This is a genomic window from Paenibacillus sp. DMB20 (assembly GCF_000987955.1).
Classification (GTDB): Bacteria; Bacillota; Bacilli; order Paenibacillales; family Paenibacillaceae; genus Paenibacillus_AQ.
Genome location: NZ_LAZU01000021.1, coordinates 302,063 through 324,842 on the forward strand (window position 1 = coordinate 302,063; position 22,780 = coordinate 324,842).

General features: G+C 49.5%; 11 protein-coding genes and 1 pseudogene. 10 read left to right on the forward strand and 2 right to left on the reverse strand.

Translation table 11 applies throughout. The annotated features are described in order from the left end of the window. The first annotated feature begins 20 nt into the window (after positions 1-20). The 3 genes from XI25_RS08675 to XI25_RS08685 all read left to right on the forward strand — a co-directional run bounded on the left by XI25_RS08675 (position 21) and on the right by XI25_RS08685 (position 10,349). Positions 21-3,047: a glycoside hydrolase family 2 TIM barrel-domain containing protein gene (locus XI25_RS08675; protein WP_046678211.1), complete on the forward strand. Its 3,027-nt coding sequence runs from the start codon at positions 21-23 to the stop codon at positions 3,045-3,047. 661 nt (positions 3,048-3,708) lie between these two features. Continuing rightward, positions 3,709-3,909: a hypothetical protein gene (locus XI25_RS08680; RefSeq protein ID WP_046678212.1), complete on the forward strand. Its 201-nt coding sequence runs from the start codon at positions 3,709-3,711 to the stop codon at positions 3,907-3,909. Positions 3,910-4,214: 305 nt separating this feature from the next. Continuing rightward, positions 4,215-10,349: a phosphodiester glycosidase family protein gene (locus XI25_RS08685; protein ID WP_046678213.1), complete on the forward strand. Its 6,135-nt coding sequence runs from the start codon at positions 4,215-4,217 to the stop codon at positions 10,347-10,349. 80 nt (positions 10,350-10,429) lie between these two features. On the opposite strand, the gene XI25_RS08690 is transcribed toward XI25_RS08685, so the two are convergent. Continuing rightward, on the reverse strand, positions 10,430-13,954 hold the full coding sequence (locus XI25_RS08690; RefSeq protein ID WP_046678214.1) for a copper amine oxidase N-terminal domain-containing protein: 3,525 nt from the start codon (positions 13,952-13,954) through the stop codon (positions 10,430-10,432). A gap of 563 nt (positions 13,955-14,517) precedes the next feature. On the opposite strand from XI25_RS08690, the gene rlmD reads away from it, so the two are divergent. Beyond that, positions 14,518-16,134, forward strand: coding sequence for a 23S rRNA (uracil(1939)-C(5))-methyltransferase RlmD (gene rlmD / locus XI25_RS08695; protein WP_082112283.1), 1,617 nt, complete (start codon positions 14,518-14,520; stop codon positions 16,132-16,134). 163 nt (positions 16,135-16,297) lie between these two features. Next, positions 16,298-16,840, forward strand: coding sequence for a cupin domain-containing protein (locus tag XI25_RS08700; RefSeq protein WP_046678422.1), 543 nt, complete (start codon positions 16,298-16,300; stop codon positions 16,838-16,840). A gap of 830 nt (positions 16,841-17,670) precedes the next feature. Here XI25_RS08700 and XI25_RS08705 read toward each other — a convergent pair. Next, a pseudogene (locus XI25_RS08705) lies at positions 17,671-18,621 on the reverse strand (IS30 family transposase). A 150-nt stretch (positions 18,622-18,771) separates the two neighbouring features. On the opposite strand from XI25_RS08705, the gene XI25_RS08710 reads away from it, so the two are divergent. The 5 genes from XI25_RS08710 (at position 18,772) to XI25_RS08730 (ending at position 22,249) form a co-directional block, all read left to right on the forward strand. Next, positions 18,772-19,599, forward strand: coding sequence for a hypothetical protein (locus tag XI25_RS08710; RefSeq protein ID WP_046678215.1), 828 nt, complete (start codon positions 18,772-18,774; stop codon positions 19,597-19,599). A 67-nt stretch (positions 19,600-19,666) separates the two neighbouring features. Further along, on the forward strand, positions 19,667-20,287 hold the full coding sequence (locus tag XI25_RS08715) for a hypothetical protein (protein ID WP_046678423.1): 621 nt from the start codon (positions 19,667-19,669) through the stop codon (positions 20,285-20,287). A 17-nt stretch (positions 20,288-20,304) separates the two neighbouring features. Then, positions 20,305-21,159 carry a hypothetical protein gene (locus XI25_RS08720; protein WP_046678216.1) on the forward strand — a complete coding sequence of 285 codons (855 nt, stop codon included), beginning with the start codon at positions 20,305-20,307 and terminating at the stop codon, positions 21,157-21,159. Positions 21,160-21,229: 70 nt separating this feature from the next. Beyond that, entirely contained in the window at positions 21,230-21,733 is a 504-nt protein-coding gene (locus XI25_RS08725) for a DUF6630 family protein (RefSeq protein WP_052759528.1), read from the forward strand. A gap of 21 nt (positions 21,734-21,754) precedes the next feature. After that, on the forward strand, positions 21,755-22,249 hold the full coding sequence (locus XI25_RS08730) for a hypothetical protein (protein WP_046678217.1): 495 nt from the start codon (positions 21,755-21,757) through the stop codon (positions 22,247-22,249). Positions 22,250-22,780 lie beyond the last annotated feature (531 nt).

The window sequence follows — 22,780 nt, forward strand, 5'->3', positions numbered from 1 at the left end:
TGTTAAAGGAGAGGGATCATATGCCGGATATCGACAAGTATTGGGAAAATGCCCACGTGCTTCATGTCAGGAGAGAAGCGCCGCGGGCTTATTATATTCCTTATGAAGATGCGGTTTCTGCACGCTCGGGCAAACGTTCCCGGTCGCCGTACTACCAGACGCTTAACGGCAGCTGGAAATTCAGGTACCACGAGAGCGTCCAGGAGATCGAGGAGAACTTTCACCGGAGAGACTATGACTGCTCTAACTGGGATGAATTGATCGTACCGTCCTGCTGGCAGACCGAAGGGTATGATCAGCTACATTACACGAACGTAAATTATCCGATCCCTTATGATCCGCCGTATGTGCCGGACGCGAATCCGGCCGGGCTGTACATACGCGAGTTTTCCGTGCCTGACACATGGGACGGCAAGTCCGTCTATACGGTATTTGAGGGCGTGAACTCCTGTTTTTATGTGTGGGTTAACGGTGAGTTTGCCGGTTATAGCCAAGGAAGCCGGGTACCGGCGGAATTTGAGCTTACTCCATTCTTGCAACCGGGCGCCAACCGGATGTCGGTCATGGTCCTCAAATGGTGCGACGGCACTTATCTGGAGGATCAGGATTTATGGAGATTTTCAGGCATCTTTCGGGACGTGTATTTGCTTGCAAGGGAAACCGGTCATATCCGGGATGCATTCGTGCGGCAGCGGCTTTCGGCCGACCGCTCATCTGCCAGCCTGCAGTGCGAATTGGAGCTGACAGGGGCGCTGGAGGTTAAGGGAGAGCTGCGGGACGCGGAAGGTTTTACGGTGGCGTCGGGATCGCTCAAAACGGAGGGAGGGCAGGCCGTTCTCGGCTTGAATGTGCCCGATCCGGTGCTGTGGAATGCCGAGGAGCCTTATCTGTACCAGCTTTATCTCTCCTCAGGCGAAGAGGTGCTGCGTTTTCCGGTCGGCTTCCGCACCGTAGCGATTGAGGACGGGGTATTCAAGATTAACGGCAGGGCCGTCAAGCTGAAGGGCGTCAACCGCCATGATTCCCATCCGGAGCTCGGCCAGTCGATACCGCTGAACCATATGATCCAGGATCTGAAGCTGATGAAACAGCACAATATCAATACCATCCGGACCTCCCACTATCCGAATGATCCCCGGTTTCTCGATTTATGCGACGAGTACGGATTTTACGTTGTGGACGAAGCGGACCTGGAATGCCACGGCACGCAGCCGGCCGGGGATTTTCATATGCTTACCCGGGATCCGGAGTGGAAAGAGGCCTTCGTGGAGCGCGCCGTCCGGATGGTGGAGAGGGACAAGAACCATCCTTGCGTCATCCTGTGGTCCATGGGCAACGAATCGGGATATGGGGCGAATCATATTGAAATGGCACGGTGGACGAAAGAGCGGGACCCTTCCAGACCCGTTCATTACGAGGGGGCTGAGGAATGGTACGGCGGGGACAAAAACAGGGAATTTCTCGATGTCCGCGGCGTAATGTACACGTCCACGGCTGAAGTGGAGAAGTACGCGGCCGGAGATTCGGCCGACAAACCGCTTTTCCTGTGCGAATACAGCCATGCCATGGGCAACGGCCCCGGCGATTTGAAGGATTACTGGGATATCATTTATAAATATCCGAAGCTGATGGGCGGATGCGTGTGGGAATGGTGCGACCACGGGATCAAAACGCGCACGAAGGATGGGACTCCCTTCTTTGGATACGGCGGAGATTTCGGCGATGAGCCGAATGACGGAAACTTCTGCATCGACGGCCTGGTCTCGCCTGACCGGAAGCCGCACACCGGACTGCTCGAGCTAAAAAAAGTCATCGCTCCTGTCCGCATCGAGGAGGAGAAGCTGTCCCGCGGCGTGCTTCGGATTACCAATCTGTACGATTTCAGGGATTTATCCCATCTGTCGTTCAGCTGGAGCCTGGAAAAGGAAGGGGAGATTCTGGAGCAAGGAAACCTGCCGATGGTGCAGGCCGCCCCGTACGAATCGGTCAACGTGGTGATCCCTTATAAAAAGGCCGTTCCCGAAGGCGGCTGTTATCTTACCTTGACCGTACGTACCCAAGAATCCTTTTGGTGGGCCGGGCTGGGACATGAGGTAACCTTCGAACAGTTCCGATTGCCGGAATCCCGCCCGGACGAGAAGGAAGAGGTTCCGTGGCTGAAGCAGAGCCGTTTGCGGCCTGTCTCCGTTCGGGAGGAGGGGAGCCTGGTCACGGTGGAAGGACCGGATTTCGAGCATATTTTTGACCTGGGCAAGGGCGCCTTCGTCCGGATTTCCAAACATGGCGTGGACATGATTGCTTCGCCTCTCGGGTTCGGAATTTGGCGCGCGCCGACGGATAATGATCGGAACATCCGGCATGCTTGGGAGGATGAGGGTTATCACCGTGCCGGTATGAAAGTTTATCAATCCGCCTTGCGGTCAAGCGGGAGCCATGCTGCAGAATTCGAAACGGATTTTTCCCTCGGCGGATATATTAAAAAGCCGGTTTTGAGGGGCAAAGCGTACTGGCGGGTGGACGGATCGGGCGAAATTTCGCTTAGGGTAAGCATTCAAGTTCGCGAGGAGGTTCCTTTTCTGCCGCGTTTCGGTCTCCGGGTGATCATGCCGCAGGGCAATGAAGAGGTAGAGTATTTCGGTTACGGTCCGCATGAAAGCTATATCGACAAACGCTGCAGCGTCCGTTTGGGCAAATACCTTCAGCGTGTCGACGACATGTTTGTGCCTTACATCATGCCGCAGGAGAACGGTTCGCGGTACGGGACCGAATGGGCTGCCGTCACGAACGAGTTGGGCATGGGGCTGCGTTTTGAAGGAGACCGGCCGTTCTCATTCCATGCCGGCCATTATTTGCCGGAAGACCTGGCCAAAGCGCGCCACCTGCACGAGCTCGCAAGACGGGGAGAGACCATCGTTCACCTCGATTACAAAATGAGCGGCGTCGGCTCCAACTCCTGCGGGCCGGAGCTGCTCAAGCCATACCGCCTGGATGAGAAGGAATTTGAGTACGCGGTCCGGCTGCGCCCTGTATTTAAAGAGGATGAGTAGTACGGGGACAGACAGCTTTTGCGGAGTTCGATTTTTGCGGCTATTAAGGACATCGTGGTGAAGAAGCTTAATTTGGTCCATATATGGATGAGTGAATTCCCTTGCGCTATTGGATTTTTGAAAAAAGATAATAGTTTAGGTGACGAGGGGCTGCGGATGACGTGGCCTCTTTTGTATATCTCATAACGCATGAAAATTTCGCGGATACCTTCGACCGCCTGATTTTTCTGCTCGATGCATGAGTCGTCTATGCCCTTTTGCTGTCTGCTGCGCCAGGCTTGGTTGCCCGTCTCGTCTCCCGCACATCCCGACTTTGCTATGCGCATCCCTAGGGGCTGCGCCACATCGGCAAAACGGGCGATACTCCTAAGAACTAACAGAAACGTAAGCACCGACGACCAAAAATGGTTACGGACATGGAGTCCGTTAGACGAGTTATAACCCCGGTATATATTCGCTAACGGACACAGGATACGCTTACAAGTGTCTGGGGCGGGAAAAATGGACCTAAAAGATCAGATAAGGGGCCCTCATGTCCGTAAGAACTTTTTCCCGCGTTTAACGAGCCGGTAACGGATCTCATGTCCGTTAGCCTTACAAGTAAACGGCGCAGCCGTTGACGGGGTTTGTAAGAAGAACCGTATTCGGTGCGGGAGCCCGAGTGAATCAAACCCAACGCCAGCGGCAGCCAGGCAGCAAGAGAGCGCATAACCAAGTGCAGTTCGACGCGACAGCCAAGGCTGACGGAACCCAGGCCAGTGAGGTTAGGCAGGGGAATCGAACGAAGACCCGTTCGACAGCCAAGGGGGGCGGAACCCAGGTCATGGCGGCAGCATTCGAGCGGGTTAGACAACCTTTTTAAGGGGACGGTTCGAAGGTCTTATCCCGGGGCCGATTGTCCCGGATTTGCGTTCCTTCTATCTGGTAAAAAAGATGCTTTAAGGATAAGAACGGGTTCTATATATTATTATGTAAGCGTTTTAATATCGGGAGATATTGACCATCGCTAGGGACGACGGATTCACATCTCTTGTCATTTAACAAGGGGTTAACATATTGAGGAGGTGCAGTTTACAAGACGGTTATATACTGTCCCATGATCCATTAAGAAATTTTATTTTTTCATGCGGCAGATTTTACTACTGGAATGGAGGTCATGATGTACACATGCCAAGGGTGAAAAGGAGCAGAAGCGCAACCCGATTCGTCGGTTCTTTGCTCAGCGGCATCATGCTGCTGTCTTTGTTGGCACCGGTTCGTCCGTCCATGGCGGAAACGAGCAACCAGAATGCGGGACGTACGGTGGATGAGCGGAAGTTGGAGATCGGCCCGGGGGCGACTTATACCTGGAAGAACATCGAGCTGGACAGGGGAGCGGAAAAGCTCCACTATGTCGAGTTTAATCCGGCAAATCCTGCTATGGAGCTTCAGCCCGCCACAACCGGAGGGAAGATTTACGGCATGCAGGAGCTTACCAAAATGGCCGCGGATGCCGACCGGGAAGGCAACCGGGTGATCGCGGGCATCAACGGCGATTATTACGACATGTCGAACGGGCTGCCTTTAGGTCTGTTCATGGGCGGAGGAGAGCTTCTTAACAGCCCTCCCGACGATTGGTACGCATTCGGAATGAAGAGCGACGGGTCAACGCTCTACGGATCCAGTCCCAAGTTGACCCGGACCGTGTCCATTGGCGGGACGGACAGGGCGTTGACAGCCATCAACCGGCTGCGCGGAAATGATTCGCTCGTTCTTTACACTTCTTCTTTCCATACGTCGACCGCAACGAATGACCTGGGGGACGAGGTTGTTCTTGATATCGATTCGGGCGAGTTCAAAAGCGGACAAACCCTGAAGCTGAAAGTTGCGGCAATACATAAGGACAAAGGGAATACGGTTTTATCGGAAGGCAAGGCGGTTTTATCCGCATCGGGCAAACCGCGGGAATGGCTAGCCGGACTTCAGGTTGGAGACGAAGCGTCGCTTCGGCTGGAGCTGGACCCGGCATGGAAGGACGTCACGACGGCCATCGGCGGGAGCGCGATACTTATCGCGGACGGACAGATTCAGGAAAGCCCCGATCCGGCGGTGCATCCGCGGACGGCGATCGGCACCAAGGCGGACGGGACCGTCATCATGCTCGTTATCGACGGACGCCAGCCGGGTTTTAGCGAAGGCGTAACGCTGAACGAGTTGGCCGCCATCATGAAGGAAATGGGCGCGGTCAATGCCCTGAACCTGGACGGCGGCGGTTCGGCGACGTTTGTCGCCCGCTTGCCGGGCGAGACGGCGCGGAAGGTCCTGAACTCTCCTTCCGACGGCGTGGAGCGGAAAACCGCGAATGGCCTGCTGCTCGTCAATAAGACGCCGGAAGGAGCGGCGGACAAGCTGGTCGTTCAGCCGCAGCTGGAACGGGTACTGGCTGGTTCGAAGGCTTCTTTTAAAGCCTTGGCGGTAGACGGCAATCTTCATCCGGCCAGCATGCCCGGAGCCGTGGAATGGAGTCTTGCCCCGGACCTCGGCACGATCGGAGAGGGAGGCGCATTTACGGCCGGAGATCAGGCAGGAACCGCGGAAATCAAAGCCGTGTCGGGAGCCTTAAGCGGCACGGGAACGGTTGAAGTGGTGGATCAGCTGACCGAGCTGCGTTTTGGCGATGCCGTCAAAAGCTTTGCGCCCGGTCAATCCGAAACGCTGAGCGTAACGGCTTTGCGCGACGGACAGGTCGTTCGGGCGGATAACAGCCGCCTGGAGTGGCGGGTCGAAGGGGAAATCGGAACGATTGACGCCGGCGGTACCTTCACGGCCGCTAACGTTACGGAAAAGACAGGCAAAATTTATGTGAGCCATAAGGGGGTAGAAACCTCCGTTGACGTCAATATCGGCTTGCCTCCGGTCGTGCTGGAGGATTTCGAGAACGGGCTCGACCGCTATCTTGAAAGCGCTGGAGCGCAGTATAACTCGGTCAAGGCCAGCATTGAACAGAACGAGGACTTGGTCCGGTTCGGCAACGGGTCGCTGAAGCTGGAATATGACTTTACCGGAAAGCCGGGAACGTCGGGTGCCTATCTTCAGACCAAAAGCCAGGCCGACAATATCGCAATCCCCGGTTACCCGGAAAAGATAAGCATGTGGGTATACGGCGACGGGAAGAAGCATTGGCTGCGGGCAAAAATGCGCGACGCCAAGGGGGCTGTTGACATTGACTTCGTCCCGCAGGATGTCGGGGTCGATTTTGAAGGATGGAAATATCTTGAGGCGGTCGTGCCAAAAGGACGGACCTTGCCGCTGACGATGGACGTGCCGGTCCGGTACATGGAAACGAAGGCGGACAAGAAGGATGCCGGAGTCCTTTATGTGGACCAAATCCGGGCGATGTACGGACCGAACACGGATGACATGGATCCGCCGGTTGTCAAGGATCTTATGCCGGCGGAAGGCGCCGTCGTAAAAACGAACCAGCCCAAAATCTCGGTGATCGCGGAGGATAAGGGCTATGATCCGGATCAACATCCCGGCACGACGCTGATCGATCCGGAGAAAATCCGTTTTTATCTCGACGGGAAGCTGGTAGAGCATACGTTATATCCGCCAAAAGGGCAAATTCATTACACGCCGGGCACTCCTCTTGCCGACGGTGTCCACCAGGCAAAGGTGTCGGTTCGCGACTTGTCGGGCAACCAGACCATCAAGGAGTGGACGTTCCAGGTCGATACCGGAGCTTCCAAGCTTGTTTACGATACGCCTGAGACCGTATATGCGGGCGGGACATATACCCTGGATCTTTCGGGCGTGAAAACCTCGAACATTCGCAGCGGGACGATTGCGTTTGCCTATGATCCCGCAAAGATTGGAAACCTGCAGCTGATCCGGAACGACAAGGTAAGCGAAAGCCGGCTGCGGGCCGAGATCGACCCTGCAGGGGGCAAAGTGACGATAAGTTTCAACGATCTGGACGCAGCGGGCCTGTCCGATCAGGACCTGATCGGACAGCTGCAGTATGACGTGAAGAAGGATGCCGCCGGCACGCATGCGTTTGCTTTTTTGTCGGGATCGATATCCTTTGCGGATACGGGGGCGGTCGTCTATCCGATTTTCGGACTGCCGCTTACGTCCAAAATTGCGAACCACTTGACGCTGTCATGGAACGAGAGCGGCCAGGTCGAAGGATATGAAACCGTGCTTCAGGTCAAGGATGAACGCGGAACGCCGGTATCGGGAGCACAGGTGACGGCAGACGGCAAGGCGATTGGAACGACGGATGATCAAGGGCAGCTCAGAACGAAGGAGCTTACCGCCGTTGTTAAGACCTACAAGCTTCAGGCCGAAAAAGGCAGCTTTTACAGCCCGGTGATGGCGTTTGCGGTGTCCAAACTGGCGGGAACCAAAACGCCATATAACATTAACGTCAACATGGGCGAGGACCCGACCGTATCCCGCGGGTTTGCTTGGCACACCCATCCGGACGTGGAGCAGACGGTCGTGGAGATCGCCAAACAATCCGGCTTCACCGATTTTGACGGTCCGGATGTGAAGACCATATCGGGCGACAGCTATTTGTATCATACATTGGATCTGGGCACGATCCGCGTGCACAAAGCGTTGGCGTCGGATTTGGAGCCCGGTACGGCTTATGTGTATCGCGTAGGGGACGAGAAAGGGAACTACGGTCCGAAAGGAACGTTCCGGACAACGGATGACTCTAGTGATCGTACGAAGTTTTTGTATTTTGCCGACTCGCAGGCCAGTAAAGAAGCGGAGTTCAAGCTCTGGGGCAATACGGTCCGGAAAGCGGTAAATGAGCATCCTGACGCCGAATTTATCGTTCAGGCCGGAGACATGGTGGACAAGGGCTTTAATGAACAGGAATGGAACTATTGGTTCAAGGAAGCGCAGGATGCGTTTTTGAATACAACCCTGGTCGGGGCGATCGGCAATCATGAAGTCATGGGAACGAAAGGAAACAGCGATTTCCTTGCCCACTTCAATCAGCCGGGCAACGGGCTGCCAAGCCTGAAGGGAAGCAGCTTTTCCTTTGATTACAAAAATGCGCATATTGTCGTGCTGAACAGCGAATACGAGTATGAAGCGCAGAAGGAATGGCTCAAGCAGGATTTGGCGAAAACGAAGAAAAAGTGGAAAATCGCCATCTTCCACCGCGGACCGTACGGCAGCGTGTACGATACGGCCGAGATTAGGGATTTGTGGGCTCCCGTTCTTGAGGAAAACGGGGTGGATCTTGTTTTAAACGGGCATGATCATATCTATTTGCGCACGCATCCGATGAAAGGCAAAGAGATTGCCAAGGATGGCCAAGGAACAACCTATGTTATCGCGGGTTCGTCGGGTCCTAAATTTTATCCGCTAACGAAGCGGGATTGGCAGTATATTACGGATGAAGAGCAGACCCAAATGTATGCCTCGATTGAAATGACGGGTGACGAACTAAAAATGGTCACCAAAACGGTAGGCGGACGGATCGTGGATGAATTCACCCTTTCCAAAACGACCGTTCCCCCGGAACGGGTGGAAATCAAGGAGCAGAACGTAAACCTCGCCGTCGGTGAGAGCAAAGCGCTCACGGCCGTCGTGAAACCGGACAATACCTCGGATAAAACGGTAACCTGGTCGGTATACGGCTCGAAGGCTGAGGAGGTGGTCACCGTATCCGCACAAGGCGTCGTTACGGCCAAAGGTTTGGGCAAAGCCGTTGTCAGGGCGGCAAGCAAAGCCGCACCGCACATTTATGCCGATACGACGATTACCGTAGACCGGATACCGGGTGGAGCCATGGAATCTTTGGCACTGCAGGGGAAAACCTTGCTGAAGACCGGGGAAACCGATCAAACGGTGACGGAAGCGGTGTACGGCGATGGAACCCGCATCCGCTTGCTTGAGGGAGTCGTTTATCTTAGCAGCAATCCGGGCGTTGCCGCGGTTGACGATGGAGGCCTGGTTCGCGCGCTGAGTCCGGGTGCGACGGTTATATCCGCCACTTACGGAGAGTTCAGAGCCAGATATGATCTTACGGTTCAAAGAACGGGCAGCCCGGGAGACGGCGGAGGAAACCCTGGAAACGGCGGAGGAGAACCCGGAAACGGCGGCGGTGGTAGTTCGACCGGTCCGGTGCCGCCTCCTGTTAAGCCACCGGTTCAACCGGATCCAAAACCGACGGACAGCGGGCAAATCACGGTAACTGCTTCCGAGCTTGCAGCCATGAAATCCAAAGGGAAAGTCGTTATAACCTCGGCAGGTTCTTTGAAAGAGCTTTTGCTGCCGGGCCATGCCGGAGCGCTGCTTGGGGATATTCCGATCACCGTAGAGGCGCCTAACGCGGCGGTCACGATCCCGGCGGAGGTACTCCGCGCGTTAAGCGCTCTGGTAGCCTCGGATCAGCGGGAAAGCGCCGTGATCAAGCTGACCGTGAATCAGGTTACGGGGCAGGACGCTTTGAGGCCGCTGGCTTTAGCCGGAAAATCGGGAGCGGAGATCGTTACAGCCAGCGATTTGCTTGCTTTCAGTCTTGGCATTACGCCGAAGGACGGCAAAGAGAAACGGCTGGACTCGTTTACCAAACCGGTATCCATTACCCTGCCTGTCCGAGCAGATGCCGACCGCAAGTTGACCGGTATGTACTTCATTGCGAATGACGGGGGACTGGAATATATCGGGGGGACCTGGAAAGACGGGAAGCTTACGGCGAACGTGCGTCACTTCAGCATGTATGCCGCCCTTGAATATATCAAGACGTACAGCGATGTTCCGGAGCGCCATTGGGCCTATCGCGTCATCCGGGAAATGTCGGCACAGCATCTGCTTCAAGGGGTAAGCGACGAAAAGTTTGCGCCGGATCAAAAGGTTACGCGCGCCGAATTTACGGTCATGCTCGTTCGCTCGCTGGGTCTTGCGGAAGAAGGAACAAGCTCCTTCCGCGACGTGGCAGACGACCGCTGGTATGCCGGTGCCGTATCGGCCGCGGCGAAGACGGGCATCGTGAAAGGATTCAGCGGGCAGGCGTTTAAGCCGGATGCCCTTATCCAGAGGCAGGAAATGGCCGCGATGATCGTAAGGGCGTACCAATATGCTGCAGCCCAACCAACGCTGGACTTGTCGACCCTGCCGTTCAGCGACGTGGACGGACTTCCGCAATGGGCCCTGGAGGCCGTGCGGGCCGCATACGATCTTCACCTGATGGAAGGAAGCAGCAGCAGCTTCTTTAAGCCGAAGGCAACGGCAACCCGCGCAGAGAGTGCCCAGGTGATCTACAATCTGCTGGGCAGGCTTCCGGGTAAAATGAAGTAAAACGTAAGAAAGCCCGACTTTCACGTCATTGACGGAAAGTCGGGCTTTTTGGTTGAAAACGGGAAGATCAAAAGATTGTATTAGTTTCCAACCTTGGCTGCTGCGTCTGCAGATTTCAGCACGAAGGATTTGGAAGGCTGGGACATTACGGTCGTTGCAGTCGTTTTATCCGTTTTGACAACGGACACGACGAACACCTGATAAGATTTTCCGGGTTGAATCTCCTTACCAAACGAATCGACAGTAGGCATAGGTACAGTGACCTTCTGATCTTTGCCTGTCGGTGCTGCGGTTTGGATATTCTCGGTTTTGACGGTTGCCGCGGTTTTCAGGCTGAAGCTTTTTACCGTCTCATCCGGAACAAGCATAATCTGGTATTCGCCGATGCCTTGTTCGACGGCAGCTTTCTTAAAGCTGACCTGAAGACCGTCCTGATTGACCAAAGCTGTTACGTTGGTTGCTTCTTTAGGGTCTCTTATAATAAGTTCGCCGGCCGTGGAATCCGAAAGCTCACTGGAAGCTGTTGTGGTTCCGTCTCCTACGGCAAGGACGGCAACTTTGTATGATGTATTTTTGGCAATCTTCGCGCCGGTTACATCAAGTGTTTGGCCTTCAAACAGTTTAATAGGCATTTCGGAAACTTTACTGGATTCAACGACAGTGTAATTTCCAGCAGTTACTTTTTTAGCTTCATCCAAACCGAACGACTTGGTGAAAGGAATAACCATAACCCTGTATTCCTTAATATTTTTCGCATTGGCAGGCGGTGCGAACGTAACCCGGATTTCGTTAGGAGCAGTACTATCTGAATAATATACAGTCGCGCTTACATTCTGCGGCGGCGCTACATTTTCGCCTGAAAGCGTAACGGGTGCGGATGGAGCGGACAACGCGTTGTTGTTCGCATTACCGTCTTTGCTCACCGAGAGCACGAAAATATTGTAATCCACAAGATTGCGGATTTTTTCACCATCGGTATCTGTAGAGGTGTTGCCCAAACTTTGGGAGAAGTCGCCACCTTTCTTGTCAAATCGCGTGAAGTTGGTGTTGCTGTTGGCGACGGCCTCCGTGAAATTTTGTGCTTTATTAACTTTGACTACATACACCTGATAGTGGCTGATTCTGGATTCGTCCGCCGCTTTCTTAAAGGAAACGATCAAGTCGCGCCCGTCGTTGTTGGTGCCCTCATCGCTCCCTTTTACTTCTGTTACCTTATCTACCGGGGTACTGCCGGTGAGCGTGACTTCGTTAGAAGCGGAAGACAGCGCATTGGTGCCTTTAGTTGCTACGGACAGAACGAACACTTTGTAAGGGACTCCGCTACGAATCGGCGCTCCATCTACGTCTGTGGCTCCCGATGGAAGGTTCACGGTGTAACTTCCGTTTGATCTGTTTATTGCAGTAGAATTGCTGCTGGATACCGCATTAGCCTTAGAAAGATCAAAATATGGCGCATTTTGACTCTTAACGACAAGGATTTTGTACTGATTGATGTTGCTTTCATTGGAAGGACCTCTGAACGTAACCTGTAGGTCGCTTGCATTGTTTTTGTCGGCAACATCTTTCGCTTCGACGTTCGTAGGACGGTCAACCTGTTGGTTGCCAGTCAACGTGATTGTCGAAGATGAGGAAGACAGCGCTTTGTACCCGCTATATGGTGCAGACAGAACATATACCCGGTAGCTGTTGCCGTTGCGGATATAATCCCCGTCGGTATCGCGGCTGCCGCTGTTCAGCGTTTGTCTGATGTTATATCCGGTTTTATAGATTTGCGTGTAATAATAGCTTGATAACGACTCGGCCTTATATTGATCCAGGGTTTTGTGCGATTTCACGACAAATACCTGATAATGGCTGAGGTTACTTTCATCAGAAAGGCGATTAAACGATACCTCCAGGTCCCTGCCATCATTGTAATCATTAACATCACTGATATACAGGCCGGAAACAGAGCCTACTGTGCCGCCGCCATTCGTATTGCCCGACAGGATAATTTCCCTTGAGGCCGATGAGAGCGTGTTGTAACTGGAATAACTTCCGTTGCTTACGGCCATGACGAATACCCGGTAGTAAACTCCGCTTCTAATATAGTTGCCGTCAACGTCGCGGGTAGTTGAAGAGAGCGTTTGGGTGATCGTATTGTACCCCGTTTTGCTGACATAGGTAGAGTTATTGCTTGATACATTATTGGCTCTGTTCAAATCGAAGTAGCTGGAGTCGCTGGATTTTACGACAAAAATACGATAATTGCTGATTCTTGATTCATCAGATACTCTAGTAAAGCTGACGCGCAAGTCGCGCCCATCTCCGTAGTCGCTCACATCGGTAACATCCGTAATGACAGGAGTGGAGGTAGAAGAACCTGTGCTCAGGGTGATGGACGAAGAGCTTGATGACAGCCTGCTTGCAGTCGTGTTTTCATTGCTGCTTACGGACAGTACGTACAAGGTGTAAGAAATGCCGTTCCGGATCAATTCACCGGATGAATCGCGCGCCGATGAGCCAAGGACTGCAGACAGCGTGGAGCTGCTGGAGCTGGTTTTGTACACTGTGGCGTAATTTTGGCTTGGTGCGGATTTGGCAGCCGATAAATCGAATTTGTTGATATCATTCGTTTTGACGGCAAATATCCGATAATGGGCAATGTTGCTTTCGTTGGATGCCCGGGTGAAGCTTACGGAAAGATCCCTTCCGTCGCCATAATCGCTGACATCGTTCCCACGGACGTTGGTAGCCGCTTCGACAGCCTGGGAATTGGTCAGAGTGAGTGCGGAAGATGGTCTCGACAATACAGTTTCGTTGCTGTTGTTACCTACAGCCAGTACGTAACCGACATAAGCTTGATTATCGCGGATGAGATCGCCATCCACATCGCGGGAAGCGCTTGTCAGGGTAACCGACGGATCGGAACCGTTAGGATACACCGAGGTGTAATTCGCAGATGGTACCGAATAGGCGGAAGACAAGCCGAAGCCGGATGATTTCGATGATTTTACGATCATCACGCGGTAATGGGAAGCACGCTGCTCGTTGTACGACTTGGTGAAGTTGACCTGCAAGTCGCGTCCATCGCCGTAATTTCCAATATCTTTCAACGAGACGTAATTGACCATGCCGAGTATAGGGTTGCTTGGAGGCGTAGTGCCTCCTCCGTTGCCGGGCTTTGGATAAGAAACGGAGCCGGTGGTTACCGTTACCGTTTTTGTTCTGGAGCTCCAGCCGACTTTTTCGCCCAGGGCTTCACTGACAAAACGGACGGGAACCATGGTCGCACCTTTCAGGTTTTTCGCAGGTACGTCCATTTTGACCGTTTTGCCGTTGATCGTTGCCGTTTTGGCGTTAATTTTCAGCACGATTTTCGTGCTGCCCTTAACTGCCGTCACCGTTTGAGTTCTTTGACTCCAATTTATCTTTGCTCCCAGGGCTTCGAACATGGAACGCATTGGCAGCATGACACGCCCCTGAATCATGACGGGCGACTGACTGGTTTTCAGCTGCACCCCATTAATCAAAATGTTAATTTTTACCGCTGCCTGTGCTTGTGACTGGAATAGCATAGGGAACATAAGTATTCCTGCCAGAAAGGCAGCCCAAAACTTCTTCACTCGTTTGTCCTCCTTAGAATTTAGATGTTGTTATAATTTACCTCTATTATATGACGACTAAAAATAATGTAAAGTTTCATCATTGGAGGGTGTTAGCGGAAAAAAATATTTTTCACCTGTTATATAGGCTGTAGTAATCGCTGCCATTTGCGCCATTGAGCCAGAGATCCCACGACAGTAAACCGATAAAGCCACTTTATCTATATAGTGACAAAAAGGTGAAAAGCTGCTTCGTTCGCTTACGGACATAGGATCCGTTATTTACTCCAAAAACGGGGATTTGGTTCTCTAAAGGACACGGATTCCGTTAAAACGCTGGCAGTGGCCGGAAATGAATCTAAATGTTCAAACAACGGATCTGAGGTCCGTTAGAATTTTTGCATAGTTCCAATTGCGGTTATAACCGTCTATTGGGGCGTATCGTTAGGTATGGCCCCCAGATTCCAGGTAAGCTGAGTAAGGAAAAGGAGGGAAGGAACTTGGTTTTCCCCGCCCCGCATGGCTTTCGCTCAGCCGTCATGGTATATTGGACACGAAACCAAACAGGATGGAGAAATCGATTGATGGATGAACAACGGCGTTCCCGTTCCGGGACGAAAACATATGGAAGCATGAAGAAAAAGGAGAAGCATACCGGCCCGGGAGCTTCAGCGAATAAACCACCGGGTAATTCAAAGCCCCTGAGGATTTCGGGCAAAAGCGATCTGGTTCGTGAGCGGGAGCTGCATAAAGGGAAAAACGGACAAGCTGCCGCCGCCAAACCGCCCCGCAAACAAGACGCACCGCGAGTACGCCCCTCTAAAAGCCGGGAACATGCCGAGGAGCTGCGCGTCGGCGATGTCATCGTCGTGACGATCAAACGTTTGGGAATTAACGGCGAAGGCGTGGGCTACTACCGCCGGAAGGCGGTATTCATCGACGGCGCGTTGACGAATGAGGTGGTTAAGGCCGAGGTCCGGGAAAACCAAGCCAAATTCATCAAGGGACAGCTGCTGCAAGTGGAGAAGCGTTCTCCGCAGCGGATTGAACCTCCTTGCCCGGTGTTCGGGATCTGCGGAGGGTGCCAAATCCAGCATATTTCCTATGAGGGCCAGCTTCAGGCCAAAACCGACATCGTACGCGAAGCGTTCAGCCGTTATGCCGGGCGGGATGACATTAAAATCAAACCGATCCTCGGCATGGAGCACCCGTGGGACTACCGCAACAAAGCCCAGCTTCAGGTGAAGCGGAGGGGGCACGAGGTCATTGCCGGCCTGTACGAACCGGGAAGCCATGATATCGTGGATATCAGCGGCTGCCCGATTCAGCACCCCAAGGTGAACGAGGCCGTGGAAAAAGTGAAAGCCGTGCTGCAAGAGCTCAACATTCCGCTATACAAAGAAAACGGCGCCAAGGACGGCGTGCGTACCATCGTGGTCCGCCACGGCTTCCAATCCGGCGAGCTTCAGGTCACGCTCGTCACGGCGGGGACCAAGCTGCCCCGGCAGGACGATTTCGTCCGTCTGCTGCGTTTATCGGTGCCGGAAGTAAGCGGGATCGCCCTGAACGTCAACCCGAAGAAAACCTCGCTCATCTTCGGTGAGCGGACGATCACGCTTTGGGGCTCGGAAACGATGCAGGAATCGCTGAGCGATTTGCAATTTTCGCTGTCTCCCCGGGCATTCTTCCAGCTGAATCCGCAGCAGACGGTCAAGCTGTACGAATCCGTGAGGGCTGCCGCAGGCTTGACCGGCAAGGAAACGGTGATCGACGCCTATTGCGGCACGGGCACGATCGGCCTGTGGCTTGCCCCGTATGCCAAGGAGGTCCGCGGGATCGAAAGCATCCCGGAAGCGGTAGAGGACGCCAAGCAGAATGCGGCCCGCAACGGGCGCGAAAATGCCAGCTTCCACGTGGGGGCGGCGGAAGAACTGCTTCCGCGGTGGGTTAAAAACGGCTTGAAGCCCGATGTCATTGTGGCCGACCCGCCCCGTACGGGACTGGATCGGCGTTTTCTGGAGACGGTGCTGCGTACCAAGCCCAGCCGTTTTGTTTATGTTTCGTGCAACCCGTCCACGCTGGCCAAGGACTGCAAGGTCCTGCTGGATGGGGGCTACGGCATCGAGTGGGTGCAGCCTGTCGATATGTTCCCGCAGACGAGTCATGTGGAGTGCTGTGCGTTGATAGTGAGGAAAGACTAATGTTTGCGATGTATTGGCGGATATAATCATGGAGCGGGCAAAGCCCGCTCCTTTTTTTTATCGTTGTAAACCGGAGGACCCTTGCCAAATTCTTCTTGCCATGTAACTAGGCAGTTGCATAGGATAAATGGTCAATAAGAAAATCACTGAGAGGAGCATGAATATGTACTCTAAATCATGCTATCACTATCAATGGCATCATCCAATGCATTGCCACCGGAATAACAAATGGAGTTATGATGGGAATCCCCATTATTACAATTGGAACAACCACAACTGTAATCCTTATTATGGAAACATCACATTACAAGATTATGGAACAAGACCATTTGTAGTGAACATTGACCAAGCAACCGAGCAAAACAATCATTACCGCACCGCTTTATGGACAGGGAAATATCTCCAAGTGACTTTGATGAGTATTAATGTTGGTGAAGACATAGGTTTGGAAGTCCATCCGACAACTGACCAATTCATACGGATTGAAGAAGGTCAGGGACTTGTTCAAATGGGTGATAGCAGAGATAACTTGAATTTTCAAGTCATGGCGTATGACGACTATGCAATTATGATACCTGCTGGAAAATGGCACAATATAACCAATACAGGTAATCGCCCCCTTAAAGTTTACGTTATCTATGCCCCGCCTGAGCATCCATATGGTACAGTTCATGAAACGAAAGCAATCGCTCAAGGAACGAGGTAAGTAAATTTAGCTTTAAGCATTGCAGAACTTTCTGGAAAGTTCCATTCGAGGGATTATTTACGAAAAGCGAACATTATGATTGTCAACTAATCGGGCATCTATTGTTTCTATTTCAAGGAACAATAGGTGCTTTCTATTATAAAAGGGGGCTATGTAATACTTATCAGATTCGCTTTTTGGCATATCTCTGTCAAAATCCTTATCGTGTGGTGCTTCTTCTTAGGCTTCTTGTAGATTAGAAATAGCATAAGGAAGCGGTCCATCCGATATACAGTAAAAGTTAATGAAACAAGCAAAATGTGATCTATTCTGAGTTCCAGAGGTTGCTTGCGGATGATGAAATGGTCATAATGGTGAGAAGATGAACAGGACAGAGAAAACAGAAGGAACGCATGTTGTTGTATTTAAAGTTCCTGAAGATCCTGAAGTTGTAAGAGTATCTGCGGATGACTATAAAAATAATTTGTTGTATGAATGTTCTCAATTGGAATAGAATATTTTCCCGACTTCTGATTCTACAAGCTGGGTAAGAAGAATAGCGGGAAACATACCGTTGCCGAAAGTCCGAGCCGATAAGGCAAGAGGATTACACCTAACGGTACACCCTGAAATGCGGAGATTTATCCATTAAGGAGGCGTTTATATGACGTTGGAAGAAGTGTTGGCGACGTGAGGACGGCAGAACTGGAAAAGATGGGCATTTTAATGTTGGCGTTGTAAAACAAGAGATTTCCTTTTCGCGGGTATATTTGTAATTAAGCACTTATAAAAGAGTGGTATAAAGTCCTTGAGATTGGTTTTTATTGCTGCTCTTTTTTTATGACGGATTGTCAAGCTAAGTGCGACAGTTCCTCCATGAAGGCTTCGTGAGCGGACTTCCACCCGAGACATTTGCGGGGGCGGTTGTTCATTAAGCGGATGGCCTCAGCGAGTTGTTCGTCGGTTACGGAGGCAAAGTCATGGCCCTTCGGGAAGAACTCCCGGAGCAGGCCGTTTGCGTTCTCGTTCGACCCCCGTTGCCACGAGGAATACGGGTCTGCAAAGTAGACCTGCACTTCATGAACGGCCTCCAAGGCAGTATAACAAGCAAATTCTTTGCCTCTGTCGGTAGTTGCTGTCTGAAATGCCTCCTGTGGATACTGGCTAGCCATAACTCCGACGGCCACCTCCATGGAGTGAGCAGTTCGGTCCGGCATTTTTAGGGCAAGGTAGTGGCGTGTCTTCCGTTCAATGAAGGTGGCGACACAGGCTTTGCTTTTGCCCCGGCTGGAAACGACAGTGTCCAGCTCCCAGTGGCCAAAGGTCGTGCGCTGGCGAACCTCTTTGGGCCGTTGCTAATCGGCGTTCCAACGAGGAAGCGGCCCCGGGTTTCGACAGGTTTACGGCGCTTCCCCTTCTGCCGCAGAACTTGAACCTTTCCGCTAGCCACGCGGCCTTGGTAGAGCCAGCGATAGATCGTTTTGAAGCACACGGAAGTCTTGCCCTCCGCTCGGCGTCTCTGTGTAATCTGCTCGGGCGACCACGTCTCCTGCAGCTTAAGATCAATCTCTTCGGCCAGAGAGTCCGTATACTTTCCGGCTCCGCATTCTCCGCTCCTGATGTGTCTGCTGGGCCGTGCAGGCGGTATAAGCTTCGCCTGGCTTTCGGCCACGACTCAGTTCCCGTGCAATGGTAGAAGGATGACGGCCCAACTCACGACCGATCCGCCTGCAGGACCAGCCTAGTCTATGCAAGGTCTCTAGTTGCCCGCGTTCAATTATGCTAAGATGGGAGTAGCTCATGTTGGGTTCTCCTGTGTGAATGGTTGTGTGGTAACTCCCATTTTACACGAAACCCTCATGGGCCTTTGTTTTTTTAGGTGTCGCACTTCATATTACAATCTGTCTTATAAATAAAAGGTAAAAAATGATACCTATAACGAGGGATTACAGTTGGAAAGCAATCTACATAAAAAAATACAGAATAAAGTTAAAAGATGGAGTAAAGGATTTGCATATAAAGAACGGCCGTATATGTATGAAGAAAGCTATACGGTTATAGAAAAATTTTTGAAAAGCCCTAAAGAAAAAAATGATTTTATTTCCTTAGGCATTGCATGTAATACACTTTCCACATGGTATTGTGCTGATTTTTTAGAACGCTATTTGAACAAAAAGGGAGAGTACTCTTATTCACTTAAACAAAGTATGTTATGGGGAACAATAGATCATTTATTATATGCATCAGGAAAAATGGGAGATATTAAACCAATATGGTACGTAGACGTATGTTTGTCTGCTTGTAATCTATTAATTTTACAGGAAGTAGACAAAGCCCATCAATTGTTAGAGTACGCCTCCCCTGAGCATATCGATTTTAATGTAGAGCCGGCCGAATCCGTTTGCCAGTTTGTAAACAGAATGTTCTCCGTATTCTATAAGGATAAAGAAATTTCTCATGAATTCCCTAAACCGCTAAATGACATATTTACAAATTTGATAAACGATTTGATGGATGAAACCAAGAAAGACATCCATGCTTCTGTGAACCAAGCTTGTGAATTTCATTTAAGTAGAACAAAAATGTACCAGGAATTTGATAGGGAAGACAAAATGCTTTTACCATCGGAAATACTTGCCCCCCTTTTGCTGAGAAAAAGAATGGGACTAGAAGTGGAAACTATGGAACACCCGCTTATTAAAGATTTGTTTCCAGTCGTTGAGGGATTAATAGAGGTGGATACAGATCCTGTATATTTAAAGATTGTTGAATATATATAAATGCAATGTATCATGTAGTCACTATAGATACGGATAAGAGGCGACTGTGAATAGAATGGAGATTACAATGAAAGATTTGAAAATTCTTGAAGAACGAAAAGAGTGTATGCTTTTCCAAACGAGTGAAAATGATAGCGGTAATGGATGGATCGGAGGGAATGCACCAGCTTATTTTGATGAATTGGAAGACATGATAAATAAGGAGACTGGAATGTATTTTTATTTGTCGATCGTTAACCCTTTTGATGATCATGAGATGATCTCCATTTTTGCTCCTAAAGAATTTGAAGATCGTATTTCTAGAAATAGATATCCAAATTGTTCGTTATTCACCATGAAACACCCTAAATCAGAAGAGAGTAAACTTGATACTTTTGCCGACCCCGATTTAGTAAAGCACTTTATTTCGGAAGCCGATATTGTGAGTGATAAACAATCATTTGAAGAGCGTTTTCTTATCAAATTTGGGGGAACTCCAAGGCATATTCAGGGAGAAAAGTATTACTATAAGGGGTTGCATGATGACGGTTTTGATTTTATATTCCAGGTCGATGAAGATGGGTATCCAGATACACTCTTAAAGCCAAGAAAAAGTTATCCTTTTTCGTTTGGTGCTATCTATATATATGCACGAATGTTAGAAGGTTCGATTGAGAACCCCATACAAAGTTATTGGCAATTTTCTTAATGTGAAGGTGTGAAAGCATGCGTACTAATAAATACTGGAAGTATTTTGATCGGGCGATGAAAGAGTACAAAAAACGAGTAATTTCAGATGAAGAAGTGAAAGAAATACGTGATGCTCGACTGAATGAAATGAAAGACTTGATTGAAAAAAATGAACGAAATCGTTTAGCTGATCGCTTAAAAATATTAATAGGTGTACACCTTGAAATGAATGCAAAACATAGAATATTCAATGGGGAACCATCAGGATGGATTTTATTAGAGCAGCAACTGTTTTGGTTGAATCAAATGATCAAAAGCAATCCAAGTAGAAGAAATGTATCAGATAGACAAATAGGGGGACTTATCGGGCTTGCCTTATTGTGGGGTTATGAAGATATTGCAGAGCTGACCTACAACTATGCAACAAATATGTTCACGAAAGATCGAGATTTTTATGCTGAGAATAAGACCCATCATGTTTTTATGACATGCCTATATCACAAATGGAAAACGGGAGAAATGCCTGAATTGTTTGATATTTTACCAGTAGATCATGTCTACCAAAAATTAATGCGAAGTTGGAACGATACAAATGATTTCGGAGAGCATCTCTATGAGCTATGTGATTTTCATATCTATAGTCTAAGCGATACGCCACATAAATTAAGTGAAATTTTATCGTTTGAATGTATTCCTTACGATTATTATTGTGTTCAATTCATAAGAGAAAAAGAGGGACTATCTACCCCTAATATAGAACATCCGCTGCTTCAAACGCCTCTGGCTGCAATTCCAAAGGATAAACCAGGGTACAAAATTGATGATGATGAGATATTGCAATTCGTAATTCAATATGAAAAAGTACCTGATGCGCAACGCATCATACGTTAAAGGCATTTCATTGTGAAATTTTAAGAATACGAGTTACCTTCAACTGTTAGGTAGAAAAGGAGTGGGTGATATGAATGCAATGCTGTTGCTTGTGCAAAAGCTTTCTTGTGATGTGGAAGAACAAATTGTTGCAGAGGTTTCATTAGCTTTAGAAAAGCCGGAAGCCTATGTCGAGAAGTTCAAAGATCGACTTGATGAAAGAGGAATCGATAGTCCGATTGATCAATTGGCATGGATTTCGCTCGTCGATGCACTCCTTGAACATGATTTGGCATTTGAGATCGACTGGAAAGAATCAGGGTTATACCTATGCGATGTTGTTGATGAATTGCTAGATAGAAAGAAAATGGCGTGCATAAGATGGGAAGATTTTGAGGATGGAGAATTTGATGAACTGCCGACATCACAGTACTTAAATGAAATTTCCAAAAGGCTAAGTGAAAAGGGAATCTCGTTGGCATGTTTGGATATCGAAAGCGACTGTTACGTTCTAATCACGGTTCCATCCACTGACATTGATGAGATTAAGGAGTTGGCACAAATAGCAGGTTATAGAATTCTAGAATCTTTTTGATGTAGGGAGATTGATTTTAAAATGAATGAAGCCATTACAAAAATGATGGATTGCCTAAAAGAAGGTTTAAAGGTAGATCCTTCAACGATTGTTTTTGGGAAATTAAATGATGGGATCACGGGGATTCATGAAGAAGAGGATTCTCTAAAGCTAGGGAGATATTACGACTTATTAAAATTAACAAATGGAGCGCGGTGCGGTGACATTGATTTATGGAGTTACAGTGAATTAGAGCGTAATCAATATGTTCTCTCCGATATTCAAGATGACAAAGCATCATGGTTATCAATCGGCCAGATTCTTTATGAACCCTTAATCATGAATAGATTTGATGGAACTGTTTATAGATTGGATGAAGACGGAACGACGATGAATGGCTTGGGAGAATTAGAGTTCTTTTTGACAAATGTTGTGTTTGGATCTGGATATTGCAAGGTGATCCCGGATTCTGAACAGGATGATTGGTTTTTGTTTCTAAAAAAGATAGGAATCATTTCTGATTCGAACAAGAATTGAAAACGCCCTCAGAAGATATGCAAATGTTGATCAAAATCTAGTAACTTGGGTGGTTTTTAATGGCCAATCTTTCAGGCAATAAGTGTAGACACTAAATAAGTTATTATAGAAATGGATTTTTACGGAGGAAAAATGCAAAATAATGAGACTATAAAATATCATTGGAAAAATAATAAGTTACCAGGGATTGCAAGGTATAGTCTATTCAACAGGCAAGATTATTATTATGGATTCTTATGAAGTGCTTGATAACGATATAACCAAATTCTTTATAAATCCAGTATGTGAAACTTCCATAGAAAGTGTAGAAAATTTTAATGCTGATATCTGGTGTGAGATTGAAACATATATTTATCTGTGGTGAAGGTAGCATGGGGAATGAAGGTTTTTTTGCAAATGTTGATATTCAAAACAATTTAGTGTGGGCATTTTTCTCAACAAAGTCCAATCCCTTTTATAAAGTAGAAATAGAAGAAATGAAAATACATCAGAAATATAACGGATGTTGACATCTTCTGCACTATTTTGCTA